Below are 25,741 nucleotides of genomic sequence, written 5' to 3'. Positions count from 1 at the left end.
CGCGCGGCGGTGCGGGCCCCCTCAGACCCTCGCGGCGCGGTTCCGGACCAGGATCGGAGCACCGGCCCCTCGCAGCCCCTCAGCCGCACTCCGGTGCCCGATCCCTTATGGGGTCCGGACGTTTCAGATACAACCATGCCGACCTGTGGGGATCAAGGACCTCCCTTCGTTGACTATTGCTCAACTGCGCGGGGACTGACATACGTGCACGTCAGCGCCACCGCCACTGCCCGCACCGGCGCGCCCACCACATGGGAACGTGGTGTAGATCACGGTCGAGCACGTCTCGCAGGTGACAGCGGCGTGGCGAACCGCGTGGGAGGGCGAACGGAGGCGCGCGGCGTACACCGCCCACGCGCGGCAGTGATTAACGAAGGGGGAGGCGCTGTTACATCACTTTCGCGCATCGCGGCACGCGGCGAGCAGCGCGCACAGGCCCACCACGTCCATCGCCTCCTCCACCTCGGCCAGTGGCGGCAACGTGGGGGCCAACCGGATGTGCCGATCGTCGGGATCCTGCCCGTACGGATAAGCCGAACCCGCCGGGGTCAGCGCGACCCCGACCGCCTTGGCCAGACGGACGGTCTCCGTGGCGGTACCGTCCGGCACCTCGAGGTCGATGAAGTACCCGCCCTCGGGACTCGTCCACGTCGCCACCTCGTACCCGCCGAGCCTCCGGCCCAGTGCGGCGGCGGCCGCCTCGAACTTCGGGGCCACGATCTCGCGGTGCTTCTGCATGTGGTCCCGCACCCCGTCGGCGTCACCGAAGAAGCGCGCGTGTGCCAGCTGGTTGACCTTGTTGGGGCCGATCGACCGGATCCCGGTGTGCCCCAGGTACCAGTCGAGGTTCGCCTCGGAGGCGGAGAGGAACGACACCCCCGCCCCGGCGAAGGTGATCTTGGAGGTCGAACACACCTGCAGGAATCGATTGGGGTGACCGGCCTCGGCGGCCAGCGAATCCACATCGGGCACCTTGGGGAAGTCCTCGGTCAGCGTGTGCACCACGTAGGCGTTGTCCCAGATCACCCGGAAGTCCGGGGCGGCCGCGGCCATCCGGGCCAGCCGGGACACGGTGTGGTCGCTGTAGACGGTCCCGGTCGGGTTGGAGTAGATCGGCACACACCACATGCCCTTGATCGACGGGTCCGTGGCGACGAGGTGCTCCACCTCGTCCATGTCCGGGCCGCCCTCCCCCATCGCCACCGGGATCATCTCGATACCGAGGGCTTCGGTGATGCCGAAGTGCCGGTCGTACCCGGGGACCGGGCACAGCCAGCGGAGCTTCGGCTCGTCCTTCCACGGGCGCTCCGAGTCGGGCGTACCGAACAGCATCGAGAACGTCAGCAGGTCGTACATGATCGACAGGCTCGCGTTGTCCTGGGCGATCACGCGGCCGGCGTCCACGCCCAGGAGTTCGGCGATGATCCCGCGGAGCTCCGGCAGACCGGCGCCGCCGCCGTAGTTACGGACGTCGGTCTTGCCGGCCGTGTGGTCGCCCTCCCCCGGAAGCGCCAGCAGTCGCTCGGAGAGGTCCAACTGCTCGGGTGACGGCTTCCCGCGGGTCAGGTCCAGGGACAGTCCCCGGTCGGCGAGCGAGTCGTACTCGGACGACAACTCGGACTCGAGTCGGGTGAGTTCGTCGGCGGAGAGATCGGACAGCGCCATAGTGGCCTCCGGGAGGTCGACATCGTCGGTGGTGTGTGTACCCAGACGTAAAGGGACCCCGCGCACCCGCCAGAGCCCGCTGACCCTTGCTGCCTTCCGGCCCTGGGGGAGTTCACAGGATGGACGCCGCGCGGGGTCCGGTGACGAGTCTAGCCGTGCCGCCTCCGCCGCTGCACGCAGCCCGGGATGTGGCCGGTGATTCCCGGATGGTTTGCCAGTGGTTGGCCGCGCTGGGTACTCTCGTCCACGGAGGATTCGCCTAGTGGCCTATGGCGCTCGCCTGGAACGCGGGTTGGGGTTTATAGCCCCTCAGGGGTTCAAATCCCCTATCCTCCGCCGCAGACGCGGCCCGGTGCTCTCGAGCCCGGGCCGCGTCTCTCATTTCCCGGCCCTCACCGCACCACGAGTCGCGTCCACCGCAACCCGCACCGCCACCGAGCCCGCTCGGTAGCATCGCGAACGTGACCGAGATCACCAGTCCGGACGTCGAGCTACGGGTGCTCGTCTACAGCCACGACGCCGCGACCCGCAGCCGCGTCATGTCCGCGCTGGGCACGCGACCGCACCCCGACCTCCCCCGACTGCACTACACCGAGGTCGCCACGGCGCCGGTGGTGATCGAGCACATGGACGCCGGGGGGATCGGTCTCGCGATCCTCGACGGTGAAGCCGCCCCCACCGGCGGGCTTGGCCTGGCCAAGCAACTGCGCGACGAGCTCGACCACACCCCGCCGATCCTCGTGCTCATCGGACGAGCGGACGACCGGTGGCTGGCCGACTGGTCCCGGGCCGACGCGTCGGTCCCGCACCCGATCGACCCGCTGCGTCTGCGGGACACCGTCACCTCGCTCCTCGCGCCGTCCTGAGATCGCGCCGCCGGCCGCCACGGGCAGCCGCTGCAGTCGTCCGCCACAGACCGCCGAAAATCCGTCTGCCGAAACCCCAGACACGCGTCAAAGCAATGTGAGTAGAGTCACAGTCGAGGAACACCCCGATCCGACAGGGAGACGGCGGGCCGTGACCCCACCACAGCCGGTCGCCGGCGATCCCATGCGGTTGCAGGAGAAGTGCGCCCACAGGTGACTTCTCGAGGAACACGCGAGGAGTGACGCGATGAACGAGTACGTGCCGATCCTGGCCCTCGGGGCCGTCGCCGTCGCCTTTGCCGTCTTCTCCTCGCTGGTCTCCTCGCTGGCCGGTCCGAGCCGGTTCAACAGGTCGAAACTCGAGGCCTACGAGTGCGGCATCCAGCCCACCCCGCAACCGGTCGGTGGCGGGCGATTCCCGGTGAAGTACTACCTCACCGCGATGCTGTTCATCATCTTCGGCATCGAGATCCTCTTCCTCTATCCGTGGGCCGTCCACTTCGACAACCTCGGGTTGTTCGGGCTGGCCGCGATGGCCCTGTTCGTCGTCAACGTCTCCGTCGCCTACGCCTACGAGTGGCGTCGGGGCGGACTGAGCTGGGACTGACCGGGACCGGGAGGAGGAGACAGTCATGGGACTGGAAGAGAAACTGCCGAGCGGGTTCCTGCTGACCACGGTCGAGCAGCTCGCGGGCTACATGCGCAAGGGCTCGCTCTGGCCCGCGACCTTCGGACTGGCGTGCTGCGCCATCGAGATGATGGCCACCAGCGGCGGCCGCTACGACCTGGCCCGGTTCGGGACCGAGGTGTTCCGGGCCTCCCCCCGCCAGGCCGATCTGATGATCGTCGCCGGCCGCGTCAGCCAGAAGATGGCCCCGGTCCTGCGCCAGGTGTACGACCAGATGGCCGAGCCCAAGTGGGTGCTGGCGATGGGCGTGTGCGCGTCCTCGGGCGGGATGTTCAACAACTACGCGATCGTCCAGGGCGTCGACCACGTCGTCCCCGTGGACATCTACCTGCCCGGATGCCCGCCGCGGCCCGAGATGCTCATGCACGCGATCATCACCCTGCACGACAAGATCCAGCACCTGCCCCTCGGCGCCAACCGGGCCGAGGCCGTCCGCGCGGCGGAGCAGGCGGCCCTGGACCAGCGCCCGCTCATCCCCGTCGAGGGGATGTTCCGGTGACCGGCCGTCCGACCTCCGGCGCCCCCGACGACCGCGACCGGGCCCCCGGCGCTCCCGACGCCACAGACCGCCGGGACGTCGCCGACCAACGGGTCCCGGCCGATGCCCCTGACCCCGCGGGCCCGGACGGCGGCGCTACGACCACCATCGGGGTCCGCCACGGCATGTTCGGGGTGCGCGGCTCCGGGGACACCTCCGGGTTCGGCGGGCTCGTGCGCCCCGTCGACATGCCGGGCGGTACCCGGCCGCCCGACGGGGGGGACGACGACGAGGTGGTCGCCGCGCTCGCCGCCGCACTGGCATCGCGGGGCGGAACGACCTTCGACGAGGCGGTGGAGAGCGTGGTGGTGCACGGAGGGCAGCTGACCCTGCACGTCCGGCGCCGACATCTGCCGGTGGTCGCGCTGACGCTCCGGGACGACCCCACTCTCCGCTTCGAGATGTCACTCGGGGCGAGCGGGGTCCACTACCCCGAGGCCGCGGGCCACGAACTCCACGTGGTCTACCCGCTCCAGTCGATCACCCACAACCGCCGGCTGCTCCTGGAGGTGTCGGCCCCCGACTCCGACCCGCACATCCCGACCCTGACCAGGATCTACCCGACCACCGACTGGCACGAGCGGGAGACCTACGACTTCTTCGGCGTCCACTTCGACGGACACCCCTCGCTCACCCGTATCCAGATGCCGGACGACTGGGAGGGCCACCCGCAGCGCAAGGACTATCCGCTCGGCGGTATCCCCGTGCAGTACAAGGGCGCGACCATCCCGCCCCCGGACCAGCGGAGGGCCTACAGCTGATGGCCGACAGAACCGACTCGGACACCGTCCTCACCGCGACCGGGCAGGACTGGGAGGCGATCAGCGACGCGGCACGGAACGCCGACGACGACCGCATCGTCGTCAACATGGGCCCCCAGCACCCGTCCACGCACGGGGTGCTGCGGCTCATCCTCGAGATCGAGGGCGAGACCGTCACCCGCGCGAGCTGCGGCATCGGCTACCTCCACACCGGCATCGAGAAGAACCTCGAGTACCGCTACTGGACCCAGGGCGTCACCTTCGTCACCCGGATGGACTACCTCTCGCCGTTCTTCAACGAGGTCGCCTACTGCCTCGGGGTGGAGCGGTTGCTCGGGATCACCGACCAGATCCCGGAGCGGGCGTCGGTCATCCGGGTGATGCTCATGGAGCTCAACCGGATCTCCTCGCACATGGTCGCGCTCGCCACCGGCGCCCTGGAGCTCGGCGCCAGTACCCCCATGCTGTTCGGGTTCCGCGAGCGGGAGATGGTCCTGGACGTCTTCGAGATCATCACCGGACTGCGGATGAACCACGCCTATGTCCGGCCCGGCGGGGTGGTCCAGGACCTACCGGACGAGGCCGTGCCCAAGGTCCGCGAGCTACTGGAGGTGATGCCCGGTCGCATCCGCGAGATGGAGCTCCTCTTGCGCCAGAACCCGATCTGGAAGATGCGGCTCGAGGGCGTGGGCTACCTCGACCTCACCGGATGCATCGCCCTCGGGGTGACCGGACCGGTGCTGCGGGCCAGCGGGCTACCCCACGACGTGCGCCGGACCGATCCGTACTGCGGGTACGAGACCTACGAGTTCGACGTGGTGACCGGGTCGGGCAGCGACTGCTACGACCGGTTCGTCATCCGGGTGGACGAGATGAAGGAGTCGCTGAGGATCGTCGAACAGTGCCTGGACCGGCTCGAGCCCGGCCCCGTGATGGTCGACGACCCCAAGATCGCGTGGCCCGCCCAGCTCAAGGTCGGCCCCGACGGCCTGGGCAACTCCGCCGAGCACGTCCGCCACATCATGGACAGCTCGATGGAGGCCCTGATACATCACTTCAAGCTGGTCACCGAGGGGTTCGCGGTGCCCCCGGGTCAGGTGTACGTGCCGGTCGAGTCGCCCCGCGGCGAGCTGGGAGTGCACATGGTCTCGGACGGCGGCACCCGCCCGTACCGAGTCCACTACCGCGATCCGTCGTTCACCAACCTGCAGGCTGTGGCCGCGATGTGCGAGGGCGGGATGCTCGCCGACGTGATCGCCGCCGTCGCCAGCATCGACCCGGTGATGGGGGGTGTCGACCGATGAGCGGCGAGCCGGTCTTCCTCCAGTTCGGTCAGAAGCCCGACGAGACGGGCGCGATCGTCCGCCCGGGCGCCCGGCGGACGTATCCGGACGAGGTCCTGGAGCGGCTGGCCACCGATGCCGCCGTGATCGTCTCCCGCTACCCGCAGGCCAGGTCGGCGCTGCTCCCGCTGCTGCACCTCGTGCAGGCGGAGGACGGGCACATCACCCCGGCCGGCATCGAGTTCTGCGCCCGGGTGCTCGACCTGACCGCGGCCGAGGTGATGGCGGTGGCGACGTTCTACTCGATGTATCGCCGGACGCCGACGGGCGACTACCTGGTGGGGGTGTGCACCAACACGCTCTGCGCGGTGATGGGCGGCGACGAGATCCTGGCCTCCCTCGCCGAGCACCTGGACCTCGACGGCCCCGGCACCACGGACGACGGCCGGGTGACCCTGGAGCACATCGAGTGCAACGCCGCCTGCGACTACGCCCCGGTGGTCATGGTCAACTGGGAGTTCTTCGACGACCAGACCCCGGCCTCGGCCCGGCGGGTGGTCGACGACCTGCGGGCCGGGCGGCCGGTGACCCCCACCCGTGGTGCCCCGCTGTGCACCTTCCGCGAGACGGCCCGCATCCTCGCGGGCTTCCCCGACCCGCGCCCCGGCGCCAATGACGGCGCGCCGGGTGGGCCCACCCTGACCGGTCTCCGTGCCGCGAGGGCGGCCGGGATGCAGGCGACCGACGCGCCGGGGCCCCAGCCCTCCGCTCCCACCGACGAGGAGGCCTGACATGCCGCTCGCGCCGTACCTCAGCCGATACTGGGACGCCCCGGAGAGCTGGACACTCGAGACCTACCTGGCCAACGACGGTTACGTGGGCCTGCGACAGGCCCTGGCCACCGGCCCGGACGAGGTGATCTCCACCGTCCTCGACGCGGGTCTGCGAGGCCGGGGCGGGGCTGGCTTCCCCACCGGCCGCAAGTGGGGCTTCATCCCGCAGGCCCCCGGCCCCGACGCGCCCGAGGATCCCGAGGCCAGCGACCCCGCCGCCAAGCCCCACTACCTGGTGATCAACGCCGACGAGTCCGAGCCCGGCACCTGCAAGGACATGCCCCTCATGCTGGCCACGCCCCACGTGCTGATCGAGGGCATGGTGATCGCGGCGTACGCCATCCGCGCCTCCCACGCGTTCATCTACCTGCGCGGCGAGGTGGTACCGGTGCTGAGGCGACTGCAGACCGCGGTCGCCGAGGCGTACGAGGCCGGGTTCCTGGGGCGCGACATCCTGGGCAGCGGGTTCGACCTGGACATCGTGGTCCACGCGGGCGCCGGCGCCTACATCTGTGGTGAGGAGACCGCGCTCCTCGATTCCCTCGAGGGCCGTCGAGGGCAGCCCCGGCTCCGTCCCCCGTTCCCGGCCGTCGCCGGCCTCTACGCCTGTCCCACCGTGGTCAACAACGTCGAGTCCATCGCGAGCGTCCCGTCGATCCTCCAGCACGGGCCCGAGTGGTTCCGCTCGATGGGATCGGAGAAGTCCCCCGGCTTCACGCTGTACTCGCTGTCCGGCCACGTCGCCCGGCCCGGCCAGTACGAGGCGCCCCTCGGCATCACCCTGCGTGAACTGCTGGATCACGCCGGCGGCATCCGGGAGGGGCACACCCTCAAGTTCTGGACCCCCGGCGGTTCCTCCACCCCGATCCTCACCGACGCCCAGCTGGACATGCCCCTGGACTACGAGGGATGCGCGGCCGAGGGCTCCATGCTCGGCACCAAGGCGCTGCAGATCTTCGACGACACGACCTGCGTGGTGCGGGCCGTGTTGCGCTGGTCGGAGTTCTACGCCCACGAGTCCTGCGGCAAGTGCACACCCTGCCGCGAGGGCACGTTCTGGCTGGTGCAGATCATGCGCAGGCTCGAGGACGGCACCGCCACGGAGAGCGATCTGGACCGGCTGCTCGACATCTCGGACAACATCGTCGGCAAGTCGTTCTGCGCACTCGGCGACGCCGCCGGCGCTCCCATCATGTCGTCCATCGCGCTCTTCCGGGACGAGTACCTGGCCCACATCCCCGACGGCTGTCCCTTCGACCACAGCCGCTCGACCGTCTTCGCCCGGACCGAGGAGGTGGCCCGATGACCACCGGCGACCCCGCACCCGACCGCGCCAGCGCCCCCTCGGACAGCGCCACCGGTGACCCGGTGCCCAACAAGCTCACCCCGCGCGCCGACGACACCGTGGCCGATCTGACGCCCGACGGGGACGAGGATCTGGTCACCCTCACCGTGGACGGTCGCCGGGTCTCCGTGCCCGCAGGCACGCTGGTGATCCGCGCCGCCGAACGCCTCGGGGTGCAGATCCCGCGGTTCTGTGACCATCCGCTGCTCGAGCCGGCCGGCGCGTGCCGCCAGTGCATCGTCGAGGTCGAGGGCGCCCCCAAACCCGTGACCTCCTGCACCACCCCGGTCACCGAGGACATGGTGGTGCGCACCCAGTTCACCTCCGAGATCGCGGACAAGGCCCAGCGCGGGGTCATGGAGCTCCTGCTGATCAACCACCCGCTGGACTGCCCAGTCTGCGACAAGGGCGGCGAGTGTCCACTCCAGAACCAGGCACTCTCCAGCAACCACGGCCACTCCCGGTTCACCGAGGTCAAGCGCACGTTCCCCAAGCCCATCGCGATCTCGTCGCAGGTCCTGCTCGACCGCGAGCGGTGCGTGATGTGCGCGCGGTGCACCCGGTTCTCGGACCAGATCGCGGGCGACCCGTTCATCGACCTGATGGAACGGGGCTCCCAGCAACAGGTGGGCGTCTACGGGGACGAGCCCTTCGAGTCGTACTTCTCCGGCAACACCGTCCAGATCTGCCCGGTCGGGGCCCTCACAGGCGCCGCGTACCGCTTCCGGGCGCGCCCGTTCGACCTGGTCTCGAGCCCCGGCGTCTGCGAGCACTGTGCCAGCGGCTGTGGGCAGCGGACCGACCACCGCCGCGGGAAGGTCCTGCGCAGGCTGGCCGGTGACGACCCGGACGTCAACGAGGAGTGGAACTGCGACAAGGGCCGGTGGGCCTTCGCCTACGCCACGCAGCCCGACCGCCTCACCACCCCGATGATCCGCGGCCGCGACGGGGGCCTGGTGCCGGTCCCGTGGAGCACCGCGCTCGCCACGGCCGCCGCGGGACTGTCCGCCGCACGCGGTCGCACGGGCGTCCTGACCGGCGGGCGGCTGACCCGGGAGGACGCGTACGCCTACGCGAAGTTCGCCCGCGCGGTCCTGGGGACCGACGACGTCGACTTCCGAGCGCGCCATCAGTCGTCCGAGGAGGCGGATTTCCTCGCCCGGCACGTGGTCGGCCGCCACCCGGGTGGGGCCGAGGCGGTCACCTACGCCGATCTCGAGACCGCCCCGGTGGTCGTGCTCGTGGGCTTCGACCCCGAGGAGGAGTCGCCGATAGTCTTCCTCCGCCTGCGTCGGGCCGCGCGCGACCTCGGGGTGCGGGTCGTCTCGGTGGCCCCGTTCGCCTCGCCGTCGGTGCGCAAGACAGGCGCCACACTCGTGCCGACGGTGCCGGGAGACGAGCCGGAGGTCCTCGCCGCGTTGGCCCGGGTGGCGGGTTCGACCGGGCCCTCGCTGGCCGAGCTGCCCGGCATGTCCGACCTGTCTGACGAGACTGGCCTGGCCGACCTGCCCGCACTCCTGCGCGCTCCCGGCGCCGTCATCCTGGCCGGCGAGCGACTGGGCGCGGTCCCCGGGGGACTGTCGGCGGCGGAGGCACTCGCCGAGACCACCGGGGCGCGCCTGGCATGGATCCCGCGGCGAGCCGGCGAGCGGGGGGCCCTCGAGGCGGGATGTTTGCCCGGCCTGCTGCCCGGGGGCCGACCCGTCTCCGACGAGGGTGCCCGCCGCGCGCTGGCCGAACTGTGGCGCTCGGAGCCGCTGCCCGACACACCCGGCCGGTCCACCGACGACCAGCTCCGCGCCGTCGCCTCGGGGGACCTCACCGCGCTGCTGGTGGGCGGGGTCGAGGCCGCGGACCTGGCCGACCCCCGCGCGGCCCTCGCCGCGATCGACGCGGCCGGGTTCGTGGTGAGCATCGAGCTGCGCCGGAGCGAGATCAGCGACCGCGCCGACGTGGTCCTGCCGGTCGCGCCCGTGGCCGAGAAGGCCGGCACCTTCCTCACCTGGGAGGGCCGCGAGCGACCCTTCGCCGCCGCGCTGACCCGCAGTGACGCCCTCCCCGACCACCGGGTCCTGAACGCTCTCGCCGAGGAGATGGGCGCCTGGTTCGGCCTCACCGACGTCGAGTCCGTCCGGCGAGAACTGGCGACCGTGAGCGAGACCCTGGGCCCGCGGGCGCCCGTCGGTGGGACGGTCGGGGGGGCGCGCGAGGAGGAGGCCACGACCGCGACGACGACGAGGTCGGCTCGCCCGGACCGGGACCGGATCCCCGAGCCCGCCGCCGGGCAGGCCGTCCTGGCCACCTGGCGGATGCTGCTGGACTCGGGGCGGATGCAGGACGGCGAACCGCACCTGGCCGGGACGGCCAGGACCCCCGTGGCCAGGCTCTCCGCGGCCACAGTCCTCGAGGTCGGCGCCTCGGACGGCGAACCGGTGACGGTCTCCACGGACAGCGGGTCCATCACGCTGCCCTGCGCGGTCACCGAGATGCCCGATCGCGTGGTGTGGCTACCGCAGAACTCACCCGGGTCGACCGTCAACGCCACGCTCGCCGCGGCTGCGGGGGACGTCGTCCGGATCGGCGCCGGGGAGGTGGCCCCGTGACCTCGGACGGATACTCGGACCTGTCCGCCTTCGGCATCGACCCCTGGTGGCTGATGCTGATCAAGGTGCTCGCCGTCTTCGTGTTCCTCGTGGTGACGGTGCTCGCCGCGATCTACCTCGAGCGCAAGGTCATCGCCTGGATGCAGATGCGCGTCGGACCCAACCGGGTCGGTCCGCTGGGCATGCTGCAGAGCCTCGCCGACGGCGTCAAGATCGCCCTCAAGGAGGGACTGATCCCCGCGGGGGTCGACAAGCCGATCTTTCTGCTCGCCCCGGTCATCGCGGTGATCCCGGCGTTCATGGCGTTCGCCGTGATCCCCTTCGGGCCCGAGGTCTCGATCTTCGGGTACCGGACGCCGCTGCAACTCACCGACCTGAACGTGGGAGTGCTCTACATCCTGGCCGTCACCTCGATCGGCGTGTACGGCATCGTGCTGGCCGGGTGGTCCTCCGGCTCCACCTATCCCCTGCTCGGTGGGCTGCGGTCCACGGCGCAGGTGATCAGCTACGAGATCGCCATGGCCCTGTCCTTCGTCGGTGTGTTCCTGTTCGCCGGGACCATGTCGACCTCGGGGATCGTCGCCGCTCAGTCCGAGGTCTGGTTCGTGTTCCTACTGGCGCCCTCGTTCCTCATCTATGTGATCTCCATGGTCGGCGAGACCAACCGGGCGCCCTTCGACCTCCCCGAGGCCGAGGGCGAACTGGTCGGGGGATTCCACACCGAGTACTCGTCGCTGCGGTTCGCCATGTTCATGCTGGCCGAGTACGTCAACATGACCACGGTCTCGGCCCTGGCGGCCACCCTGTTCCTCGGCGGCTGGCAGGCCCCGCTGCCGTTCTCCCTGATCGACGGCGCGGACTCCGGGTGGTGGGCGCTGTTGTGGTTCGTGATCAAGGTGTGGGGCTTCATGTTCCTGTTCATCTGGCTGCGCGCCACCCTGCCGAGGCTGCGCTACGACCAGTTCATGGGCTTCGGCTGGAAGGTGCTCATCCCCGTCTCCCTGGCATGGGTGATGGCCGTCGCGAGCATCCGGGCGTTCTCGAACGCCGGCTACGACGGTCTGACCATCGCGCTGGTGACCGCCGGCGTGATCGCCGCTGCCGTGATCGTGATCGCGCTGCGCGCCCGGATCGGTCCCCGCCCCCGCCGCGAGGACGCCCTCGACCCGGCGCCCTTCGACCCGGTGGCGGGCGGGTTCCCCGTCCCGCCGCTGCCCCACCAGCGCGCGGCGTTGGCCCGGCCCACTGCACCACCCCGGCGCACGCCCTCGCCCGAGAACACCGCATCACCCCAGCGCACCGCATCGGAGGAGGGCCGCAATGCCTAGGGTTCCGAGGATCCTCGAGCCGATCGCCGGGTTCGGTGTGACGTTCGCGACGATGTTCCGCAAGAAGCACACCGAGCAGTACCCGGAGGAGAGGGTCCCCACCGCTCCCCGCTACCACGGCCGCCACCAGCTCAACCGTTATGCCGACGGCCTCGAGAAGTGCATCGGTTGCGAGCTGTGCGCGTGGGCCTGCCCGGCGGACGCGATCTTCGTGGAGGGCGCCGACAACACCGAGGACGAGCGCTACTCCCCGGGCGAGCGCTACGGGCGGATCTACCAGATCAACTACCTGCGCTGCATCGGGTGCGGCCTCTGCGTGGAGGCCTGCCCGACCCGCGCGCTGACCATGACCAACGAGTACGAGATGGTCGGCGACGACCGGGCCGGACTCATCTACGAGAAGCAGGACCTGCTGGGGCCGATGCTCGACGGGATGGTCCCCGCCCCGCACGACATGGCCCCGGGCACGACGCACGCCGACTACTACCGCGGCGACGTCCTCCGCGCGGCGCAGAGCGCACCCCACGGGGCGGCACCGGGCGAGGCCGCCCCGCCGACCCAGGGTGCGCCCACACACGGGGACGGGTCCTGATGGCCGGGGCGCCGGTGTCCACCGGGGAGTCGGTCCTGTTCTGGGTGCTGGCGGTCGTCGTCGTCGTCGGCGCACTCGGGGTGGTCTCCGCCAAGAAGGCGGTCTACTCCGCCTTGTGCCTGGCCATGACGATGGTCGCCCTGGCCGTGCTGTACATGGCGCAGGGTGCGGTGTTCCTGGGCGTCGGCCAGATCGTCGTCTACACCGGCGCGGTGATGATGCTGTTCCTGTTCGTGGTGATGCTCATCGGCGTGGAGTCCTCGGAGTCCCTGGTGGAGCGGATCCGCGGACACCGCGTGGCCGCGATCGTCGCCGGTCTCGGCTTCGGGGTCCTCCTGGCGACCGGCCTCGCCCGCGCGGAGCTGCCCCCCTTCACCGGCTTCGGCGCCGACCACAACGACGTGCCCGCCCTGGCCGAGCTGCTGTTCACCCGCCACGTGTGGGCGTTCGAACTCACCGGGGTGCTGCTGATCATCGCCACCCTGGGCGCCATGGTGCTGGCGCACCGCGAACGATTCTCCGGCCGCCGGACCCAGCGCGAGATGTCCGAGCAGCGCTTCCTGGACTGGCAGCACGACGGCCACGCCCGCGTGACGCCGCTGCCCAGCCCCGGCGTGTACGCGCGGCGCAACTCCGCCGACATGCCGGCCCGGCTGCCCGACGGCTCGGACTCCACCGACTCGGTGAGCGAGGTCCTTCGCCGGCACGGCGGCGGCAGGGAACTGGGACCCGGAGACGATCCGGGGGCCGGCGGTACGGCGGGACCTGCCGAGGGGGGACGACCGTGAACCCGGAGAACTACCTCTACCTCTCGGCCGTACTGTTCACCATCGGCGCGGCCGGGTTCCTGCTGCGGCGCAACGCGATCGTGGTGTTCATGTGCATCGAGCTCATGCTCAACGCCACCAACCTGGCCCTGGTGACGTTCGCCCGGATGCACGGCGACGTGGGCGGTCACGTGTTCGCGTTCTTCGTCATGGTGGTGGCCGCGGCCGAGGTCGTGATCGGCCTGGCGATCATCATGGCCATCTACCGTTCCCGCCGATCGGCCTCGATCGACGACGCCAGTCTGCTCAGGTATTGAGGACGCGCGGATGACTCCTGATGTGACGTTGTGGCTGATCCCCGGCCTGCCGCTGCTCGGCGCCGCCCTCCTGCTGCTCCTGGGCCGCCGCAGCGACCCGTGGGGACACCTGCTGGGCTGCGCCACCGCTCTCGCCGCCTTCGGCGCGGCCGCCTGGCAGTTCGCCGCCATGGCCGGCCGCGAGGCCGTCGACCGGACCCTGCAACAGACGCTGTTCACCTGGATCTCGGTGGGCGACCTCCACGTGGACATGGGCCTGCGACTGGACCAGCTCTCCATGGTGTTCGTGCTGCTGATCACCGGCGTCGGCCTGCTCATCCACGTGTACTCGACCGGGTACATGGCCGCCGACCCCGCGCGACGCAAGTTCTTCGCCTACCTCAACCTGTTCCTGGCCGCGATGCTGCTGCTGGTGATGGCCGACGACTTCCTGGTGCTCTACCTGGGGTGGGAGGGCGTGGGCCTGGTCTCCTACCTGCTCATCGGGTTCTGGCAGCACAAGCCGTCCGCGGCCACGGCGGCCAAGAAGGCGTTCCTGGTCAACCGCGTCGGGGACATCGGGCTCGCCGTGGCCCTGATGGTGATGGTCACGCAGCTGGGGACCCTGTCCTTCGACGGCGTCTTCGCCGCCATCAGCGGCACTGACGGTGCCGAGCCCGGGGTCGGCACCGGCCTGGTCACCGCGCTCGGCCTGCTGTTGCTGCTGGGCGCCTGCGCCAAGTCCGCCCAGGTGCCGCTGCAGTCGTGGCTCGGAGACGCCATGGAGGGCCCAACCCCGGTCTCGGCGCTGATCCACGCGGCCACCATGGTCACCGCCGGCGTCTACCTGATCACCCGGGCCAACCCGATCTTCGACGCGGCCCCGGCGGCGCGGACGGCGGTGATCGCGGTCGGCGCGGTGACACTGCTGTTCGGCGCCGTGATCGGCTGCGCCAAGGACGACATCAAGAAGGTGCTCGCCGCCTCCACCATGAGCCAGGTGGGATACATGGTCATGGCCGCCGGGTTCGGCCCCGCCGGATACGCCCTGGCGATCATGCACCTGCTCACCCACGGCTTCTTCAAGGCCGGCCTCTTCCTCGGAGCGGGATCGGTGATGCACGGGCTGGACGACGAGGTCGACATGCGGCGCTACGGTGCCCTGCGCGCGGTCATGCCGGTCACCTTTGTCACCTTCGGACTCGGCTACCTCGCGATCATCGGCGTCCCACCGTTCTCCGGCTTCTACTCCAAGGAGGGCATCATCTCCGCGGCGTTCGACGTGGGCGGCGGCGGGGCGGCCGGATACCTGCTCGGCGCGGTGGCGCTCCTCGGAGCCGGCCTGACCGCCTTCTACATGACGCGGGTGATGATCCTGACCTTCTTCGGCCGACAGCGATGGCGCGAGGGAGCCCATCCCCACGAGTCGCCGGTGTCCATGACGGCGCCGATGATCCTCATCGCGGTCGGCTCCGTACTCTCCGGGGCCCTGCTCGCGATCGGCGGGCGGCTCGAGGGCTGGCTCGCCCCGGTCGTGGGCGAGCACAGCGCCGAGCACGTGGTGCCGGTGTGGCTGGTCACCACCGCTTCGCTGGTGGTCGTGGCCGCCGGGGTGGCGGTCGCCGTGCGACGGTACGGCCGCGCAAACATCCCGGAGCGGGCGCCCTCGCAGGTCTCCGCGCTCACCCGCGCCGCCCGCCGCGACCTCTACGCCGACGCCGTCAACGAGGGTGTGCTGATGCGGCCGGGGCAGGCCCTGGTCGCGGGCACCGCGGTGGTCGACCGCAGGGTCGTGGGCGGCGCGACCGGCGGTGTCGCGGCGGCGATCGGGCTCCTGTCCGCCCGCGGCCGACTCCTGCAATCCGGACTCACCCGCTCCTACGCGCTGTACATGCTCCTCGGCGCGGCCCTGATGATCGCCGCCATGTCGGCCGGAGGTGTGCTGTGAACGGGCTCGGTCTGCTCTCCGCGCTGTGGCTCACGCCGCTGATCGGCGCCCTCGTCGTCGTCATCCTCCCCTCCGGCGCGCGACGCGCGGCCAGGCCCCTCGCCCTGGCCACCTCCCTCGTCGTGCTGGCGGTGGCGGTCGCGCTCGCGGTGGGGTTCGACCCCGGCGGCGAGACCCACCAGTTCGTCGAGTCCCGCCCGTGGATCCCCGCCTTCGGCGCCTCCTACACGCTCGGACTCGACGGGATCGCGCTGGTGCTGGTCCTGCTCACGGCCGCCCTCATGCCACTGCTCCTGCTGGCCGGGTGGCACGACGTCGCCGCGTCCGACAGCCGCCGCGCGCAGGCGTACCCGGCGCTGATGCTGGCCACGCAGGGGTTGGCGCTGGTGGCGTTCACCAGTCTGGACGTGCTGCTGTTCTACGTCGCGTTCGAGGCGATGCTCATCCCGCTGTACTTCCTCATCGGCGGCTTCGGCCGCAGCGATTCCAGCGGGGCCGACCGGGCGGCGGCGGCCGTGCGGTTCCTCATCTACAACCTCCTCGGCGGCCTGGTCATGCTCGTCGCGGTGATCGGGCTGTACGTGCTCACCGCCCGTGCCGGAATCGGGCCCGACAACGGTGGGACGTTCGACTACCGCCTCATCACCGCGGCCGTGGCGGACGGCCGGCTCGAGTTCACGACCGGCGTGGCGCTGCTGATGTTCGCGGCCTTCACCCTGGCCTTCGCGATCAAGGCGCCGCTGTGGCCGTTCCACACCTGGCTGCCCGGCGCGGCCGTGGCCGCGACGCCCGCCTCCGCGGTGCTGATGATGGCGGTCGTGGACAAGGTCGGCACGTTCGCGATGCTGCGCTACAGCCTGCCGCTGTTCCCGGACGCGGCCGCCACGGCGGCGCCGGTGCTCGTCACGCTGGCGGTGATCAGCATCGTCTACGGCGGCGTGATGGCCATCGCCCAGACCGACCTGCTCCGGTTGATCGCCTACGCCTCCATCTCCCACTTCGGGTTCATCATCCTGGGGATCTTCGCGCGCACGGAGCAGTCCGCGGCCGGGTCGGCGCTCTACATGGTCAACCACGGCGTCGCCACGGCCGCACTGTTCCTGGTGGCCGGGTTCCTCGTCCGCCGGCACCGCATCCGCGAGATCGGCTACTACGGCGGCGTACAGCAGGTCGCGCCCGTGATGGCCGGGACGTTCCTCATCGCCGGCCTGGCCACGCTCTCGCTGCCCGGGCTGGCCCCGTTCGTCAGCGAGTTCCTGGTGTTCGTCGGGACCTTCGGCCCGTACCCGGTGGCCGCCGTGCTCGCCACGAGCACCTTCGTCCTGGCGGCGATCTACATCCTCTGGACCTACCAGCGGGTGATGGGCGGACCCCCGGCACCCGGGCTCGCGCGGACATCGGATCTCGACGCCCGGGAACTCGTGGTGGTGATCCCGCTGGTGGTGGCGCTGATCGTGCTGGGCTTCTACCCGCAGCCGGCGTTGGACGTGATCGAACCGGCGGTCGCCCACACCGTCGCACTGGTGGGAGGAACCCGATGACCCCGGAGATCGCGTACGGATCGCTCGCGCCGCTGCTCGTGGTGTTCGGCGCGGGGATCGTCAGCGTGCTGGTGGAGGCGTTCGTCCCCGCCCGGCGCCGCTATGCCACACAGATGGTCGTCTACCTGGGCGGTCTCGCCGCCGCGCTCGCCTCGGTGGTCCTCCTGGCCGGGACCAGGATCGTCACGGCCGAGGGGGCGGTCGCCGTCGACGGCCCGGCGCTGTTCCTGCAGGGCCTCACGGTGCTCGTCGCCCTCGGCGCCGGCCTGCTGATCGGTGAGCGCACCGTCATCCCGTCCGCCTCCCGCAGGAAGGTGCTCGCGGGCTTCGCCCCCCAGGCCGCCGTGGCCCCCGGCGGCTCGGGCGAACGCGACGCCGAACGCGCCGGGTTCACCCAGACCGAGGTCTTCCCGCTCGCGCTGTTCGCCACGGGTGGCCTCATGCTGTTCCCCGCGGCGAACGACCTGATCACGCTGTTCATCGCGCTGGAGGTGCTCTCCCTGCCGCTGTATGTGCTGTGCGGGATGGCCCGGCGACGGCGGTTGCTCTCGCAGGAGGCCGCGGTCAAGTACTTCCTCCTGGGCGCGTTCTCCTCGGCGTTCTTCGTCTATGGCGTCGCGCTGGTGTACGGGTACGCCGGGACCGTGGACTTCCGAGGGATAGCCGACGTCGTGGAGGCCGAGGGCGCCAGCCCGCTGATCCTCATCGGCGTGGCCATGATGTCGGTGGGCCTGCTGTTCAAGGTCGGCGCCGTGCCGTTCCACACCTGGACGCCCGACGTCTACCAGGGCGCGCCCACCGCGATCACCGCGTTCATGGCCGCCGGCACCAAGGTCGCCGCGTTCGGCGCGATCCTGCGCTTCTTCCACACCGCGGTGCCGGGGCTCGAGGCGGACTGGGCGCCCGTGCTGTGGGTGATCGCGGCGCTGACGATGATCGTCGGGACGATCGTGGGCGTCGCGCAGAACGACGTCAAGCGGCTCCTGGCCTACTCCTCCATCGCCCACGCCGGGTTCCTGCTCACCGGGGTGATCGCGGTCCAGGCCGCCGGGGCGACCGCGATGCTGTTCTACCTCGCGGCGTACGCCGTCAGCACGGTGGGCGTGTTCGCGGTGGCCGGGCTGGTCCGGGACGCCGACGGCGCCGAGATCAGCGACCTGCGGGCCTGGTCCGGACTCGGTCGGCGTCAGCCGCTGGTGGCGGGCGCGTTCGCGGTGCTGCTGCTGGCCCTGGCGGGGATCCCGCTGACCAGCGGGTTCATCGCCAAGTTCGCCGTGTTCTCGGCGGCCGTGGCCGGGGGCGCGGTGACCCTGGTGGTGATAGGCGTGCTCGCCAGCGCGATCGCGGCCTCGTTCTACGTGCGCGTGATCGTGATGATGTTCTTCCGCGACGCCGATTCCGGCGGCTCGGGCGAGGGCGGCTCGGGCTCTGGGGGCTCGGGTGGCGCTGGCTCGGGGGGCTCGGGGGGCTCGGCTGGCGCCGGCTCGGGCGTGGCGTTCGCCCGCCAACCGGTGACCCTGGCCGTGGTCGCGACCGCCGCGGTGCTCACGCTGGCACTGGGGATCGCCCCACAGCCGCTTCTCGATCTGGCAGAGGCCGCCTCGGCGTTCGCCTGGTGAGCCTCAGTCCTCGTCGAGAAGAGCGTTCCGCCCGCATCTGCCGAGGTGGTCTCCAGGAGCTAGCGCAACACCCTGACTGATCGGGGTGTGTGGTGGCTCAAGAGTTGGACTGGAGACTGCGGGCGGGGGTGTGTCGGTCCCTGCTCGAGGGAAGTAGCGGGCGTGATGCCGCGGCGCAGTGGGGTGTCAGCGTGGCTACGGCGTGGAGGTGGGCCAAGCTGGCGGGCATGACGTTTGACTTGGGCCGGCACGGTGGCGTGGGCGTGGATCCCGGGACGGCCGGGACCCAGCGACCCTTGGAGAAGTTGGCGAGTTATCGCCGGTTGAGCTTGTTCGACCGGGTCTATATCCAGGCCATGTTCGAGCTGCCGACTCCGGCCGGTGTGCGGGCGATCGCTCGGGGTCTGGGGGTGGCCGCCTCGACGATTTGCCGGGAGCTTGCTGCCCACTCGTTCGAGCACTGGGGCAAGCGACGCTACGACGCCCGGTTGGCCCACCTGCTGGCCCTGGGCAAGCGCGCACGCTGCCGGCCGGGCAAGCTGGAGACCGCGCAGCTGCGCGGCGAGGTCATCGCCCGGTTGAACCAACGGTTCTCACCTGAGCAGGTCGCCGGCCAGCTGCGGTTGATGTTCCCCGAGCAGCCGGAGATGCACGTGTCCCACGAGACGATCTACCAGGCCTTATATGTCCAGGGCAAGGGTGCGCTGCGGCAGGAGCTCAAGGTCGAAAAGGCGCTGCGATCGGGGCGCAAGGGCCGCGTTCCCGCCTCCCAGCTGCCACCGCGCACCTCCCGCCCGTGGCTGCAGGGGGCACGGCTTTCCGACCGGCCGGCCGAGGTAGAGGACCGGGCCGTTCCCGGGCACTGGGAGGGCGATCTGGTGGTGGGGCCGAACAACTCCGGCATCGTCACCCTGGTCGAGCGCCAGACCCGGTACGTGCTGATCGGCAGGCTTCCCGGCTGCCGGGACAGCGCCACCGTCACCGACGTTCTGGCGCAGATGATCGCGGCGTTGCCCTCCCGGTTGGTGGCCACGATCACCTGGGACCAGGGCACCGAGATGGCAGCGCACGCCGCGTTCACCGTCAAGACCGGCTGCCCGGTCTTCTTCTGCGATCCGCACTCGCCCTGGCAGCGCGGATCCAACGAGAACACCAACGGCCTGATCCGGGACTTCTACCCCAAGGGCACCGACTTCAACACCCTCAGCGACGCCGACATCGCCGAGACCGAGCGCCTTCTCAACATCCGCCCCCGAGAAACCCTCGGCTTCCACAGTCCCCATGCGAAGATGACCGAACTAATCGACGGTGTTGCGCTAGCTACCTGAGACTGCCCGAGAGCAAGTGTGCGGAACGCTCTTCTCGATGGGGTAGGTCAGTCCATGCCCAGCGGCGTGGCGTCGAACTCCCCGGACAACGCCGAGACCGACCGGGCCAGCCGCAGGTCCCGCCGGGTCACGCCGTCGACGTCGTGGCTGCGCAGGTCCAGGGTCACCTCGTCGTAACTCCACAGCAGGTCCGGGTGATGATCCTGCGAATTGGCGGCCTGCCCGATCGCGGCGACCAGATTGATCGCGGCCTGCGGGGTCTCGCACACCGCGGTGTAGGTCAGCGAGCCCTCGGACAGCGCCCAGCCGGGAAGGTCCGCCAGGACCTCGACGATCTGCTCCTCGGTCAGGCGGGTCCGGTCGTCGGCGTCGGGGCGTGCGTTGTCGGCGTCTGCGCTCATACCGCCCAGTCTGGCACCTCTCGCCGCGCCCGGCACGTCCCGCCGCGTCCGGCCTCCCCGGGCGCGCGGCCTACCCTGAGGACGTGGACTCCCCCGCCAGCAACCCTCCCCGCGGCGCCGGCCGGTACGCCCCCAGCCCATCGGGTGACCTGCACCTGGGCAACCTGCGCACCGCGGTGGTGGCATGGGTGCTGGCCCGCGATTCGGGTCGCGCGTTCCGGATGCGCGTCGACGACCTCGACACCGCGCGCGCCCGCCCCGGCGTGGCCGAGCGGCAGCTCGAGGACCTGGCCTCGATCGGGATCGACTGGGACGGCGAGATCATGTGGGAGTCCGAGCGCGCGGAGGCCTACGCCGCCGCCGCCGGCCGCCTCACCGACAGCGGCCTGGTCTACGAGTGCTACTGCTCGCGCCGCGAGATCGCCGAGGCACCGCGTGCCCCCCACTCCCCGCCCGGCGCGTACCCGGGCACCTGCCGAAACCTGACCGAGGCCGAGCGGGCAGCCCGACGAGAAGCACTCGGTCCGGGCCGCGTGCCCGCCCTGCGGCTGCGTGCCGGTCTCCCCGAGCTCACCGTCGACGATCTCGTCCACGGCCCCTATACAGGCGTTGTGGACGACGTGGTGCTGCGACGCGGCGACGGCGTGTGGGCGTACAACCTCGCCGTCGTCGTCGACGACTCCGACCAGGGCGTGGACCAGGTCGTCCGCGGCGAGGACCTCCTGCCCTCCACCCCCCGCCAGGCCTATCTGGCCGACCTCCTCGGCCTGCGCCGGCCGGAGTACGTCCACGTCCCGCTCGCGGTCAACGCCGCCGGCGAGCGCCTGGCCAAGCGGGACGGGGCGGTGACCCTGGCCGACCTGGCGCTGGAGGGGACGACGACGAGGGCGGCCGTCGCCCGGATCGTGGCGTCACTCGGTGGACCGCCCGGCGCGGACTCGATCGACGCCCTGCGAGGGGTGGTCTCTCCCGCATCGCTGCGATCCGGCCCCTGGGTCGTCGCCTGACCGTCGGGCCCGGACGTTCGCAGAGGTGGACGTCGCGCGATCGGTGGATTCGCCGGTCGGGCGCGTCTGCGCGGATAATCGACGCCCGTGACCACTTCATCGAAGCAGAACCCTGATCCTCGCGGGCCTGGGCGGCCGGACGGGACCATTCCCGAGCCGGCGCGCAGCACCCGGGACTCCTCCGACCCGACCATGTCCGACCCGACCCCCACCAGCCCCGCCCCCGACGCCCGGGACGACCGCAGCGGCACCGACCGCGCGGTCTTCGCCACCGTCGCCAGCCCGTACTACGGCTACCTGATCGCCTTGTTCGTGGGCGTCATGCTCATCAGCAACGTCACCGGCACCAAGGGCGTCCTGCTCTTCCCCGACCTGAGCTTCGAACTCGGGTTCCTCAGCCTCGACGGTCTCGTCACCGACGGCGCCTTCCTGCTCTTCCCGCTGGCGTACGTGCTGGGCGACGTGATCAGCGAGGTGTACGGCTTCAAGGCGATGCGCCGTGTCGTCCTCTCGGGCTTCGCCGTCCTGGCGCTGGCGGCGCTGAGCTTCACGTTCACCGTCCATCTGCCGCCGGCCCCGTTCTACGAGAACCAGGACGCGTTCGAGGCCGTCGCCGGCGTGATCCCGCAGTTCTTCCTGGCCGGCCTGGCCGGCTACGTGGTGGGCGAGCTGCTCAACAGCTACGTCCTGGTGTGGATGAAGCGCCGCACCGGTGAGAAGACCCTGTGGGCCAGGCTGCTCGGCTCAACCGTGGTCGGCCAGCTCGCGGACACCATCGTCTTCTGCACCATCGCGGCACCCGCCCTGGGCATGGTCCTCGGGTCGGGCGACTACTGGAACTACGTGGTGATCGGGTTCGTCTGGAAGACCCTCGTCGAGGCGGTCCTGCTGCCGGTGACGTACGTCGTGATCGCGTGGATCAAGAAGCGCGAGCCCAGCTATCAGACCGCCCTGGCCGGATCGACCGTGGCGCGATCGCCCCTGGCAGACTCGAGGGCATGACCTCCCACGACGAGGGCGCGGGTGGCGGCGGCTCGGGCGTCGGGCGCGACGGGAGCGGCGCATCGATACGGGTGCTCGGCGCCACCGTCGACGACCAGACCCGCTGCGTCCACTACCGCGGGCCCCTCGACGTGGTGGCGATCCGCTTCCACTGCTGCCGGGAGTTCTACCCGTGCTTCCGCTGCCACGCCGATGCCGCTGACCACGCGGTCTCGGCGTGGCCGCGGGCCGAGTTCGACGCCCCGGCGATCCTGTGCGGTGTCTGCCGGACCACGCTGTCGATCACCGAGTACCTGAACGCACACGGGTGCCCGGCCTGCAGGGCGCCGTTCAACCCGGGCTGCTCATTGCATCACTCGATCTACTTCGACGGCTGACTCTCTTACCCCGGGCTCAGTACTCCCCGTAGAACGTCTCGAGGAGTAGTGCAGACACGCGGCACGCGGCGGCGATCGAGTCCAGCCGCTGCTGGGTCGTGGCGTCGCCTGGAAGCTCGCGGTGGTACTCCCCCCGCGGCAGGAGTTCGAGCACCTCGCGCAGTCGCCCCACTTGGTGGCGATCGATCCCGTACTCGCCCGCGACCGTCAGGATCTCACGCATTACCTCACGCAGTGCCTCACCCTCTCCTGGGCTCAACCGGCCCTTGATCTCCCGGATACCCAGGTGGACCTCGATCGGGGGTTCATTCCCCTCGTCGTCAAACTCGAACTCGGCGAGCAACTCCGAATGGTCCGCGATGAGGTTGTAGAGCAAATCCGCGGCCACCTCGGGTCCCGGCCACACCCCCTCGTGGTCATCGAACGGGATCTCGGCCGCGCGTCCCATCAGTCGCTCCGCCGCGTCCTGCTCGCCGCTCCCCATCCGGTCTAGGGCTTTGACCAGGAGATTCTCGGCGGCCTGCATCGCCGCCTGACTGAAGGGTCCCAGAGGAGCTGTGGGCGCCATCGGATTGGTTCCGAAAGCGGTTCGCTGAGCGTATATCGCATCGATCTCGTCCAGAGTCTCGCCAAGGTCCATGCCGACAGCTTTCCACGCATCTGCGCGACTGCGCGACTGCGCGACTGCGCGACTGCGCGACTGCGACCGACACTGACGCCTCACCCGAGGTGCGCGTCCGGAATGGTCCAGAGACGGCGCGCACCCCTTCCGGCGGCTGACAGGGGGGCCGCATAAGCCGAAGAGGGCGCGTACGTCATCGGCGCGGACGGGCCCCGCGGGACGTCCCCCGAGGAAGGCGCGCACGGGCCCGGCGGACGCCGACCGGGTAAGGCGCGGGCGGTGCTACGTCGAGTAGTACCGCCCCAGGAACTGGGACTTGTACGCCAGGTACTCCTCGGGCCCGGCGTCCATCGCGGCGCGCACCTCGTCGACCAACCGCACCACGAACGCCAGGTTGTGCAGCGTGAGCAGGGTCGAACCGAGGAACTCCTTGGCCTTGAACAGGTGGTGCAGGTAGGCGCGGCTGTACTCGCGCGAGACCTCGGACGGCCCCTCGGGGTCGAGCGGGGTGTGGTCGTGCCGGAACTGGGCGCGGGTGATGTTGACCCGCCCGTCGAGGGTGTAGATCCCGCCGTGGCGCGCGAGCCGGGTGGGCGCCACGCAGTCGAAGGTGTCGGCGCCGTTCTCGACGGCGGTGAAGATGTCGTCGGGCTCGCTGATCCCCAGCAGGTGCCGCGGTCGGTCCTCGGGCAGCTCCTCGGTGCACCACCCCACGATGGTGCCGAGGTTCTCCTTCTCCAACGCGCCACCGATGCCGTAGCCGCCGAACCCTCGTCGCCCCTCGGCCTCGGCGCGGTCGCTCATCTCCACCAGCCCGCGCACGGCCCGGCGCCGCAGATCCTCGAACTGCGCGCCCTGGACCACGCCCCACAGCGACTGGCCGGGCCGGTGTCCACGTTCCAGCGACAGCCGCTCGTGCTCGTCGAGGCAGCGCTGCGCCCAGCGACGGGTGCGCTCGACCGACCGCTCCTGGTACTCGCGGGTGTTCATGAGCGTGGTGAGCTCGTCGAAGGCGAAGAGGATGTCGGCGCCCAGACCGTGCTGGATCCGCATCGACACCTCCGGGGAGAAGCGGTGCGGTGAGCCGTCGAGGTGAGAGGTGAAGGTGACGCCGTCCTCGTCGACCTTCGCCAGCCTTCCCTGGCCCTTGTTGGTGGCGGAGTCGTCCGGGGTCTTGGTTGCGCCCGCCGACATCTCGATCACCTTCTTGAAGCCCACCCCCAGGCTCATCACCTGGAAGCCGCCGGAATCGGTGTAGGTGGGCCCGGGCCAGCGCATGAACTCACCGAGCCCGCCGGCGGCGTCCACCACGTCGTGGCCGGGCTGCAGGTAGAGGTGGTAAGCGTTGGCGAGGACCGCCTGCGCGCCGGTGGAGCGGACCTGCTCGGGCGTCAGGGTCTTGACGGTCGCCTTGGTGCCGACCGGGATGAACGCCGGGGTGGCGATGTCGCCGTGCGGGGTGTGGATGACGCCGGTGCGACCCCCCGCGGTGCCGTCGAGGACCATCCGCGAGCCCACGTCGAAGGTGGTCGCGCGTGGGGTGGGGGGCGTGTGATCCGACATGGTCCCATCGTGGCACGACGGTCCGGAGGCCCGGCCCCGGCCCTACGATGGGGGAATCGACGGCGGCAGGACACGACGACGACGACGAGGTGAGCGATGCCCGGCACGAGCGGTCGACGGCTCTCCCGACACGAGCGCCGCGACCAACTGGTGGTCCTGGGGGTGAGGCTCCTGGAGACGGTGCCGTTCCACGCGCTCTCGATGGACGACGTGGCCGAGCGGGCCGGGGTCTCGCGCAGCCTGCTGTTCCACTACTTCCCCACCAAGCTGAACTACCTCACGGCCGTGGTCAACGCGGCGGCCGACCACGTCCTGTCGCTCACCGAGGTGCCGGAGGGGGCCAGCGCGGAGGACCGCACCCGCGCGATCATCACCGCGCTGGTGCGCTACATCCAGCGGCGTCGCGACAACTACGTGGCGGTCCTACGGTCGGGCAGGTCCGTGGACCCGGTCCTCGAGCAGGTCGTGGACGGCATGCACCGCACCATCAGCCTGCGCATCCTCCACAGCATCGGGGTCATCCGACCCGGCCCGATGGCCCTGGTGCTCACCCGCGCCTGGTTGGCAGGTGTCGAGGAGTTGGCGCTGCTGGGCGAGGAGTCCGGGCTGCCCCGGGAGACGGTGATCGACTCCGCGATCACCACGCTCCGCGCGGTCGCCGCACTGCCGGACTTCGTCGCCGACGTCTTCCCGGGTCACAACGCGGACTGAGATGAGCCCCGGAATGAGATGAGTCCCGAAGTGAGAACGATCCCGAAATGAGGAGAG

General features: G+C 70.7%; 24 protein-coding genes, 1 tRNA gene and 1 other RNA gene. 21 read left to right on the top strand and 5 right to left on the bottom strand.

Annotated features, from left to right (window positions below):
* Positions 1-393: 393 nt before the first annotated feature.
* Complete coding sequence (locus ABD250_RS09695) at positions 394-1,665, bottom strand: aspartate aminotransferase type Ic (RefSeq protein WP_182659495.1); 1,272 nt, start codon at positions 1,663-1,665, stop codon at positions 394-396.
* A gap of 47 nt (positions 1,666-1,712) precedes the next feature.
* Positions 1,713-1,807, bottom strand: an RNA gene (ffs, locus tag ABD250_RS09690) — signal recognition particle sRNA small type.
* 106 nt (positions 1,808-1,913) lie between these two features.
* On the opposite strand from ffs, the gene ABD250_RS09685 reads away from it, so the two are divergent.
* The 17 genes from ABD250_RS09685 (at position 1,914) to ABD250_RS09605 (ending at position 20,001) form a co-directional block, all read left to right on the top strand.
* Positions 1,914-2,001 (top strand) — tRNA-Ser (locus tag ABD250_RS09685).
* A gap of 116 nt (positions 2,002-2,117) precedes the next feature.
* Complete coding sequence (locus tag ABD250_RS09680; protein ID WP_422110541.1) at positions 2,118-2,531, top strand: Rv3143 family two-component system response regulator; 414 nt, start codon at positions 2,118-2,120, stop codon at positions 2,529-2,531.
* Between the two features lie 247 nt (positions 2,532-2,778).
* Positions 2,779-3,138, top strand: a complete 360-nt coding sequence (locus ABD250_RS09675) for an NADH-quinone oxidoreductase subunit A (RefSeq protein ID WP_182639554.1) — start codon at positions 2,779-2,781, stop codon at positions 3,136-3,138.
* Positions 3,139-3,163: 25 nt separating this feature from the next.
* Positions 3,164-3,718 (top strand): NuoB/complex I 20 kDa subunit family protein, encoded by a 555-nt coding sequence (locus ABD250_RS09670; protein WP_182659493.1) that lies wholly within the window; start codon positions 3,164-3,166, stop codon positions 3,716-3,718.
* A 146-nt stretch (positions 3,719-3,864) separates the two neighbouring features.
* A complete protein-coding gene (locus ABD250_RS09665; RefSeq protein ID WP_425551893.1) occupies positions 3,865-4,518 on the top strand; it encodes an NADH-quinone oxidoreductase subunit C in 654 nt (217 codons plus the stop codon).
* Complete coding sequence (gene nuoD / locus ABD250_RS09660) at positions 4,518-5,822, top strand: NADH dehydrogenase (quinone) subunit D (protein ID WP_182658019.1); 1,305 nt, start codon at positions 4,518-4,520, stop codon at positions 5,820-5,822. The genes ABD250_RS09665 and nuoD overlap by 1 nt, the downstream gene beginning before the upstream one ends.
* Positions 5,819-6,592, top strand: a complete 774-nt coding sequence (nuoE, locus tag ABD250_RS09655; RefSeq protein ID WP_344391976.1) for an NADH-quinone oxidoreductase subunit NuoE — start codon at positions 5,819-5,821, stop codon at positions 6,590-6,592. Before nuoD ends, nuoE begins: the two co-directional genes overlap by 4 nt.
* Position 6,593: 1 nt before the next feature.
* Positions 6,594-7,940, top strand: coding sequence for an NADH-quinone oxidoreductase subunit NuoF (gene nuoF, locus ABD250_RS09650; protein ID WP_182658024.1), 1,347 nt, complete (start codon positions 6,594-6,596; stop codon positions 7,938-7,940).
* Positions 7,937-10,582 (top strand): NADH-quinone oxidoreductase subunit G, encoded by a 2,646-nt coding sequence (locus ABD250_RS09645; RefSeq protein WP_344391974.1) that lies wholly within the window; start codon positions 7,937-7,939, stop codon positions 10,580-10,582. The genes nuoF and ABD250_RS09645 overlap by 4 nt, the downstream gene beginning before the upstream one ends.
* Entirely contained in the window at positions 10,579-11,910 is a 1,332-nt protein-coding gene (nuoH, locus tag ABD250_RS09640; protein ID WP_182658042.1) for an NADH-quinone oxidoreductase subunit NuoH, read from the top strand. Before ABD250_RS09645 ends, nuoH begins: the two co-directional genes overlap by 4 nt.
* Positions 11,903-12,502 carry an NADH-quinone oxidoreductase subunit NuoI gene (nuoI, locus tag ABD250_RS09635; protein WP_182658043.1) on the top strand — a complete coding sequence of 200 codons (600 nt, stop codon included), beginning with the start codon at positions 11,903-11,905 and terminating at the stop codon, positions 12,500-12,502. Before nuoH ends, nuoI begins: the two co-directional genes overlap by 8 nt.
* The gene (locus tag ABD250_RS09630) at positions 12,502-13,290 is read left to right on the top strand and encodes an NADH-quinone oxidoreductase subunit J (protein ID WP_182658044.1); all 789 of its coding nucleotides are present in this window, start codon (positions 12,502-12,504) and stop codon (positions 13,288-13,290) included. The genes nuoI and ABD250_RS09630 overlap by 1 nt, the downstream gene beginning before the upstream one ends.
* On the top strand, positions 13,287-13,586 hold the full coding sequence (gene nuoK / locus ABD250_RS09625; protein ID WP_095717142.1) for an NADH-quinone oxidoreductase subunit NuoK: 300 nt from the start codon (positions 13,287-13,289) through the stop codon (positions 13,584-13,586). Before ABD250_RS09630 ends, nuoK begins: the two co-directional genes overlap by 4 nt.
* 10 nt (positions 13,587-13,596) lie before the next feature.
* Positions 13,597-15,513 (top strand): NADH-quinone oxidoreductase subunit L, encoded by a 1,917-nt coding sequence (gene nuoL / locus ABD250_RS09620; protein ID WP_344391969.1) that lies wholly within the window; start codon positions 13,597-13,599, stop codon positions 15,511-15,513.
* The gene (locus ABD250_RS09615; RefSeq protein ID WP_182658665.1) at positions 15,510-17,054 is read left to right on the top strand and encodes an NADH-quinone oxidoreductase subunit M; all 1,545 of its coding nucleotides are present in this window, start codon (positions 15,510-15,512) and stop codon (positions 17,052-17,054) included. Before nuoL ends, ABD250_RS09615 begins: the two co-directional genes overlap by 4 nt.
* The gene (nuoN, locus tag ABD250_RS09610; RefSeq protein ID WP_182658666.1) at positions 17,051-18,673 is read left to right on the top strand and encodes an NADH-quinone oxidoreductase subunit NuoN; all 1,623 of its coding nucleotides are present in this window, start codon (positions 17,051-17,053) and stop codon (positions 18,671-18,673) included. The genes ABD250_RS09615 and nuoN overlap by 4 nt, the downstream gene beginning before the upstream one ends.
* Before the next feature lie 92 nt (positions 18,674-18,765).
* Positions 18,766-20,001, top strand: a complete 1,236-nt coding sequence (locus tag ABD250_RS09605; RefSeq protein ID WP_425551892.1) for an IS30 family transposase — start codon at positions 18,766-18,768, stop codon at positions 19,999-20,001.
* 47 nt (positions 20,002-20,048) lie between these two features.
* Here the strand turns inward: ABD250_RS09605 and ABD250_RS09600 are convergent, their stop codons facing one another.
* On the bottom strand, positions 20,049-20,402 hold the full coding sequence (locus ABD250_RS09600) for a 4a-hydroxytetrahydrobiopterin dehydratase (protein WP_344391965.1): 354 nt from the start codon (positions 20,400-20,402) through the stop codon (positions 20,049-20,051).
* Between the two features lie 83 nt (positions 20,403-20,485).
* Here ABD250_RS09600 and gluQRS point away from each other — a divergent pair, with 83 nt between their 5' ends.
* The 3 genes from gluQRS (at position 20,486) to ABD250_RS09585 (ending at position 22,788) form a co-directional block, all read left to right on the top strand.
* The gene (gluQRS, locus tag ABD250_RS09595; protein WP_344391963.1) at positions 20,486-21,409 is read left to right on the top strand and encodes a tRNA glutamyl-Q(34) synthetase GluQRS; all 924 of its coding nucleotides are present in this window, start codon (positions 20,486-20,488) and stop codon (positions 21,407-21,409) included.
* 192 nt (positions 21,410-21,601) lie between these two features.
* Positions 21,602-22,411, top strand: coding sequence for a queuosine precursor transporter (locus ABD250_RS09590; RefSeq protein ID WP_095717136.1), 810 nt, complete (start codon positions 21,602-21,604; stop codon positions 22,409-22,411).
* Positions 22,408-22,788 carry a CHY zinc finger protein gene (locus ABD250_RS09585; protein ID WP_017836326.1) on the top strand — a complete coding sequence of 127 codons (381 nt, stop codon included), beginning with the start codon at positions 22,408-22,410 and terminating at the stop codon, positions 22,786-22,788. The genes ABD250_RS09590 and ABD250_RS09585 overlap by 4 nt, the downstream gene beginning before the upstream one ends.
* Before the next feature lie 16 nt (positions 22,789-22,804).
* Here ABD250_RS09585 and ABD250_RS09580 read toward each other — a convergent pair whose 3' ends face one another.
* Entirely contained in the window at positions 22,805-23,428 is a 624-nt protein-coding gene (locus ABD250_RS09580) for a hypothetical protein (protein WP_179524314.1), read from the bottom strand.
* Positions 23,429-23,692: 264 nt separating this feature from the next.
* Complete coding sequence (tgt, locus tag ABD250_RS09575) at positions 23,693-24,973, bottom strand: tRNA guanosine(34) transglycosylase Tgt (RefSeq protein WP_182657983.1); 1,281 nt, start codon at positions 24,971-24,973, stop codon at positions 23,693-23,695.
* A 96-nt stretch (positions 24,974-25,069) separates the two neighbouring features.
* On the opposite strand from tgt, the gene ABD250_RS09570 reads away from it, so the two are divergent.
* Positions 25,070-25,684, top strand: coding sequence for a TetR/AcrR family transcriptional regulator (locus tag ABD250_RS09570; RefSeq protein WP_182657984.1), 615 nt, complete (start codon positions 25,070-25,072; stop codon positions 25,682-25,684).
* Positions 25,685-25,741 lie beyond the last annotated feature (57 nt).

Origin of the sequence: Dietzia cercidiphylli (assembly GCF_039531545.1) — a bacterium.
Classification (GTDB): Bacteria; Actinomycetota; Actinomycetes; order Mycobacteriales; family Mycobacteriaceae; genus Dietzia; species Dietzia natronolimnaea.
Note: the sequence above shows the minus strand (reverse complement) of the source record. Positions and strands in the feature narration are given on the sequence as shown.

Coding starts and splice junctions, on each gene's coding strand:
- ABD250_RS09695 (WP_182659495.1), bottom strand. CDS start 1,665: ATGGCGCTGTCCGATCTCTCCGCCGACGAACTCACCCGACTCGAGTCC.
- ABD250_RS09675 (WP_182639554.1), top strand. CDS start 2,779: ATGAACGAGTACGTGCCGATCCTGGCCCTCGGGGCCGTCGCCGTCGCC.
- ABD250_RS09670 (WP_182659493.1), top strand. CDS start 3,164: ATGGGACTGGAAGAGAAACTGCCGAGCGGGTTCCTGCTGACCACGGTC.
- nuoD (WP_182658019.1), top strand. CDS start 4,518: ATGGCCGACAGAACCGACTCGGACACCGTCCTCACCGCGACCGGGCAG.
- nuoE (WP_344391976.1), top strand. CDS start 5,819: ATGAGCGGCGAGCCGGTCTTCCTCCAGTTCGGTCAGAAGCCCGACGAG.
- nuoF (WP_182658024.1), top strand. CDS start 6,594: ATGCCGCTCGCGCCGTACCTCAGCCGATACTGGGACGCCCCGGAGAGC.
- ABD250_RS09645 (WP_344391974.1), top strand. CDS start 7,937: ATGACCACCGGCGACCCCGCACCCGACCGCGCCAGCGCCCCCTCGGAC.
- nuoI (WP_182658043.1), top strand. CDS start 11,903: ATGCCTAGGGTTCCGAGGATCCTCGAGCCGATCGCCGGGTTCGGTGTG.
- ABD250_RS09630 (WP_182658044.1), top strand. CDS start 12,502: ATGGCCGGGGCGCCGGTGTCCACCGGGGAGTCGGTCCTGTTCTGGGTG.
- nuoL (WP_344391969.1), top strand. CDS start 13,597: ATGACTCCTGATGTGACGTTGTGGCTGATCCCCGGCCTGCCGCTGCTC.
- nuoN (WP_182658666.1), top strand. CDS start 17,051: ATGACCCCGGAGATCGCGTACGGATCGCTCGCGCCGCTGCTCGTGGTG.
- ABD250_RS09600 (WP_344391965.1), bottom strand. CDS start 20,402: ATGAGCGCAGACGCCGACAACGCACGCCCCGACGCCGACGACCGGACC.
- ABD250_RS09590 (WP_095717136.1), top strand. CDS start 21,602: ATGTCCGACCCGACCCCCACCAGCCCCGCCCCCGACGCCCGGGACGAC.
- ABD250_RS09585 (WP_017836326.1), top strand. CDS start 22,408: ATGACCTCCCACGACGAGGGCGCGGGTGGCGGCGGCTCGGGCGTCGGG.
- ABD250_RS09580 (WP_179524314.1), bottom strand. CDS start 23,428: ATGGACCTTGGCGAGACTCTGGACGAGATCGATGCGATATACGCTCAG.
- tgt (WP_182657983.1), bottom strand. CDS start 24,973: ATGTCGGATCACACGCCCCCCACCCCACGCGCGACCACCTTCGACGTG.
- ABD250_RS09570 (WP_182657984.1), top strand. CDS start 25,070: ATGCCCGGCACGAGCGGTCGACGGCTCTCCCGACACGAGCGCCGCGAC.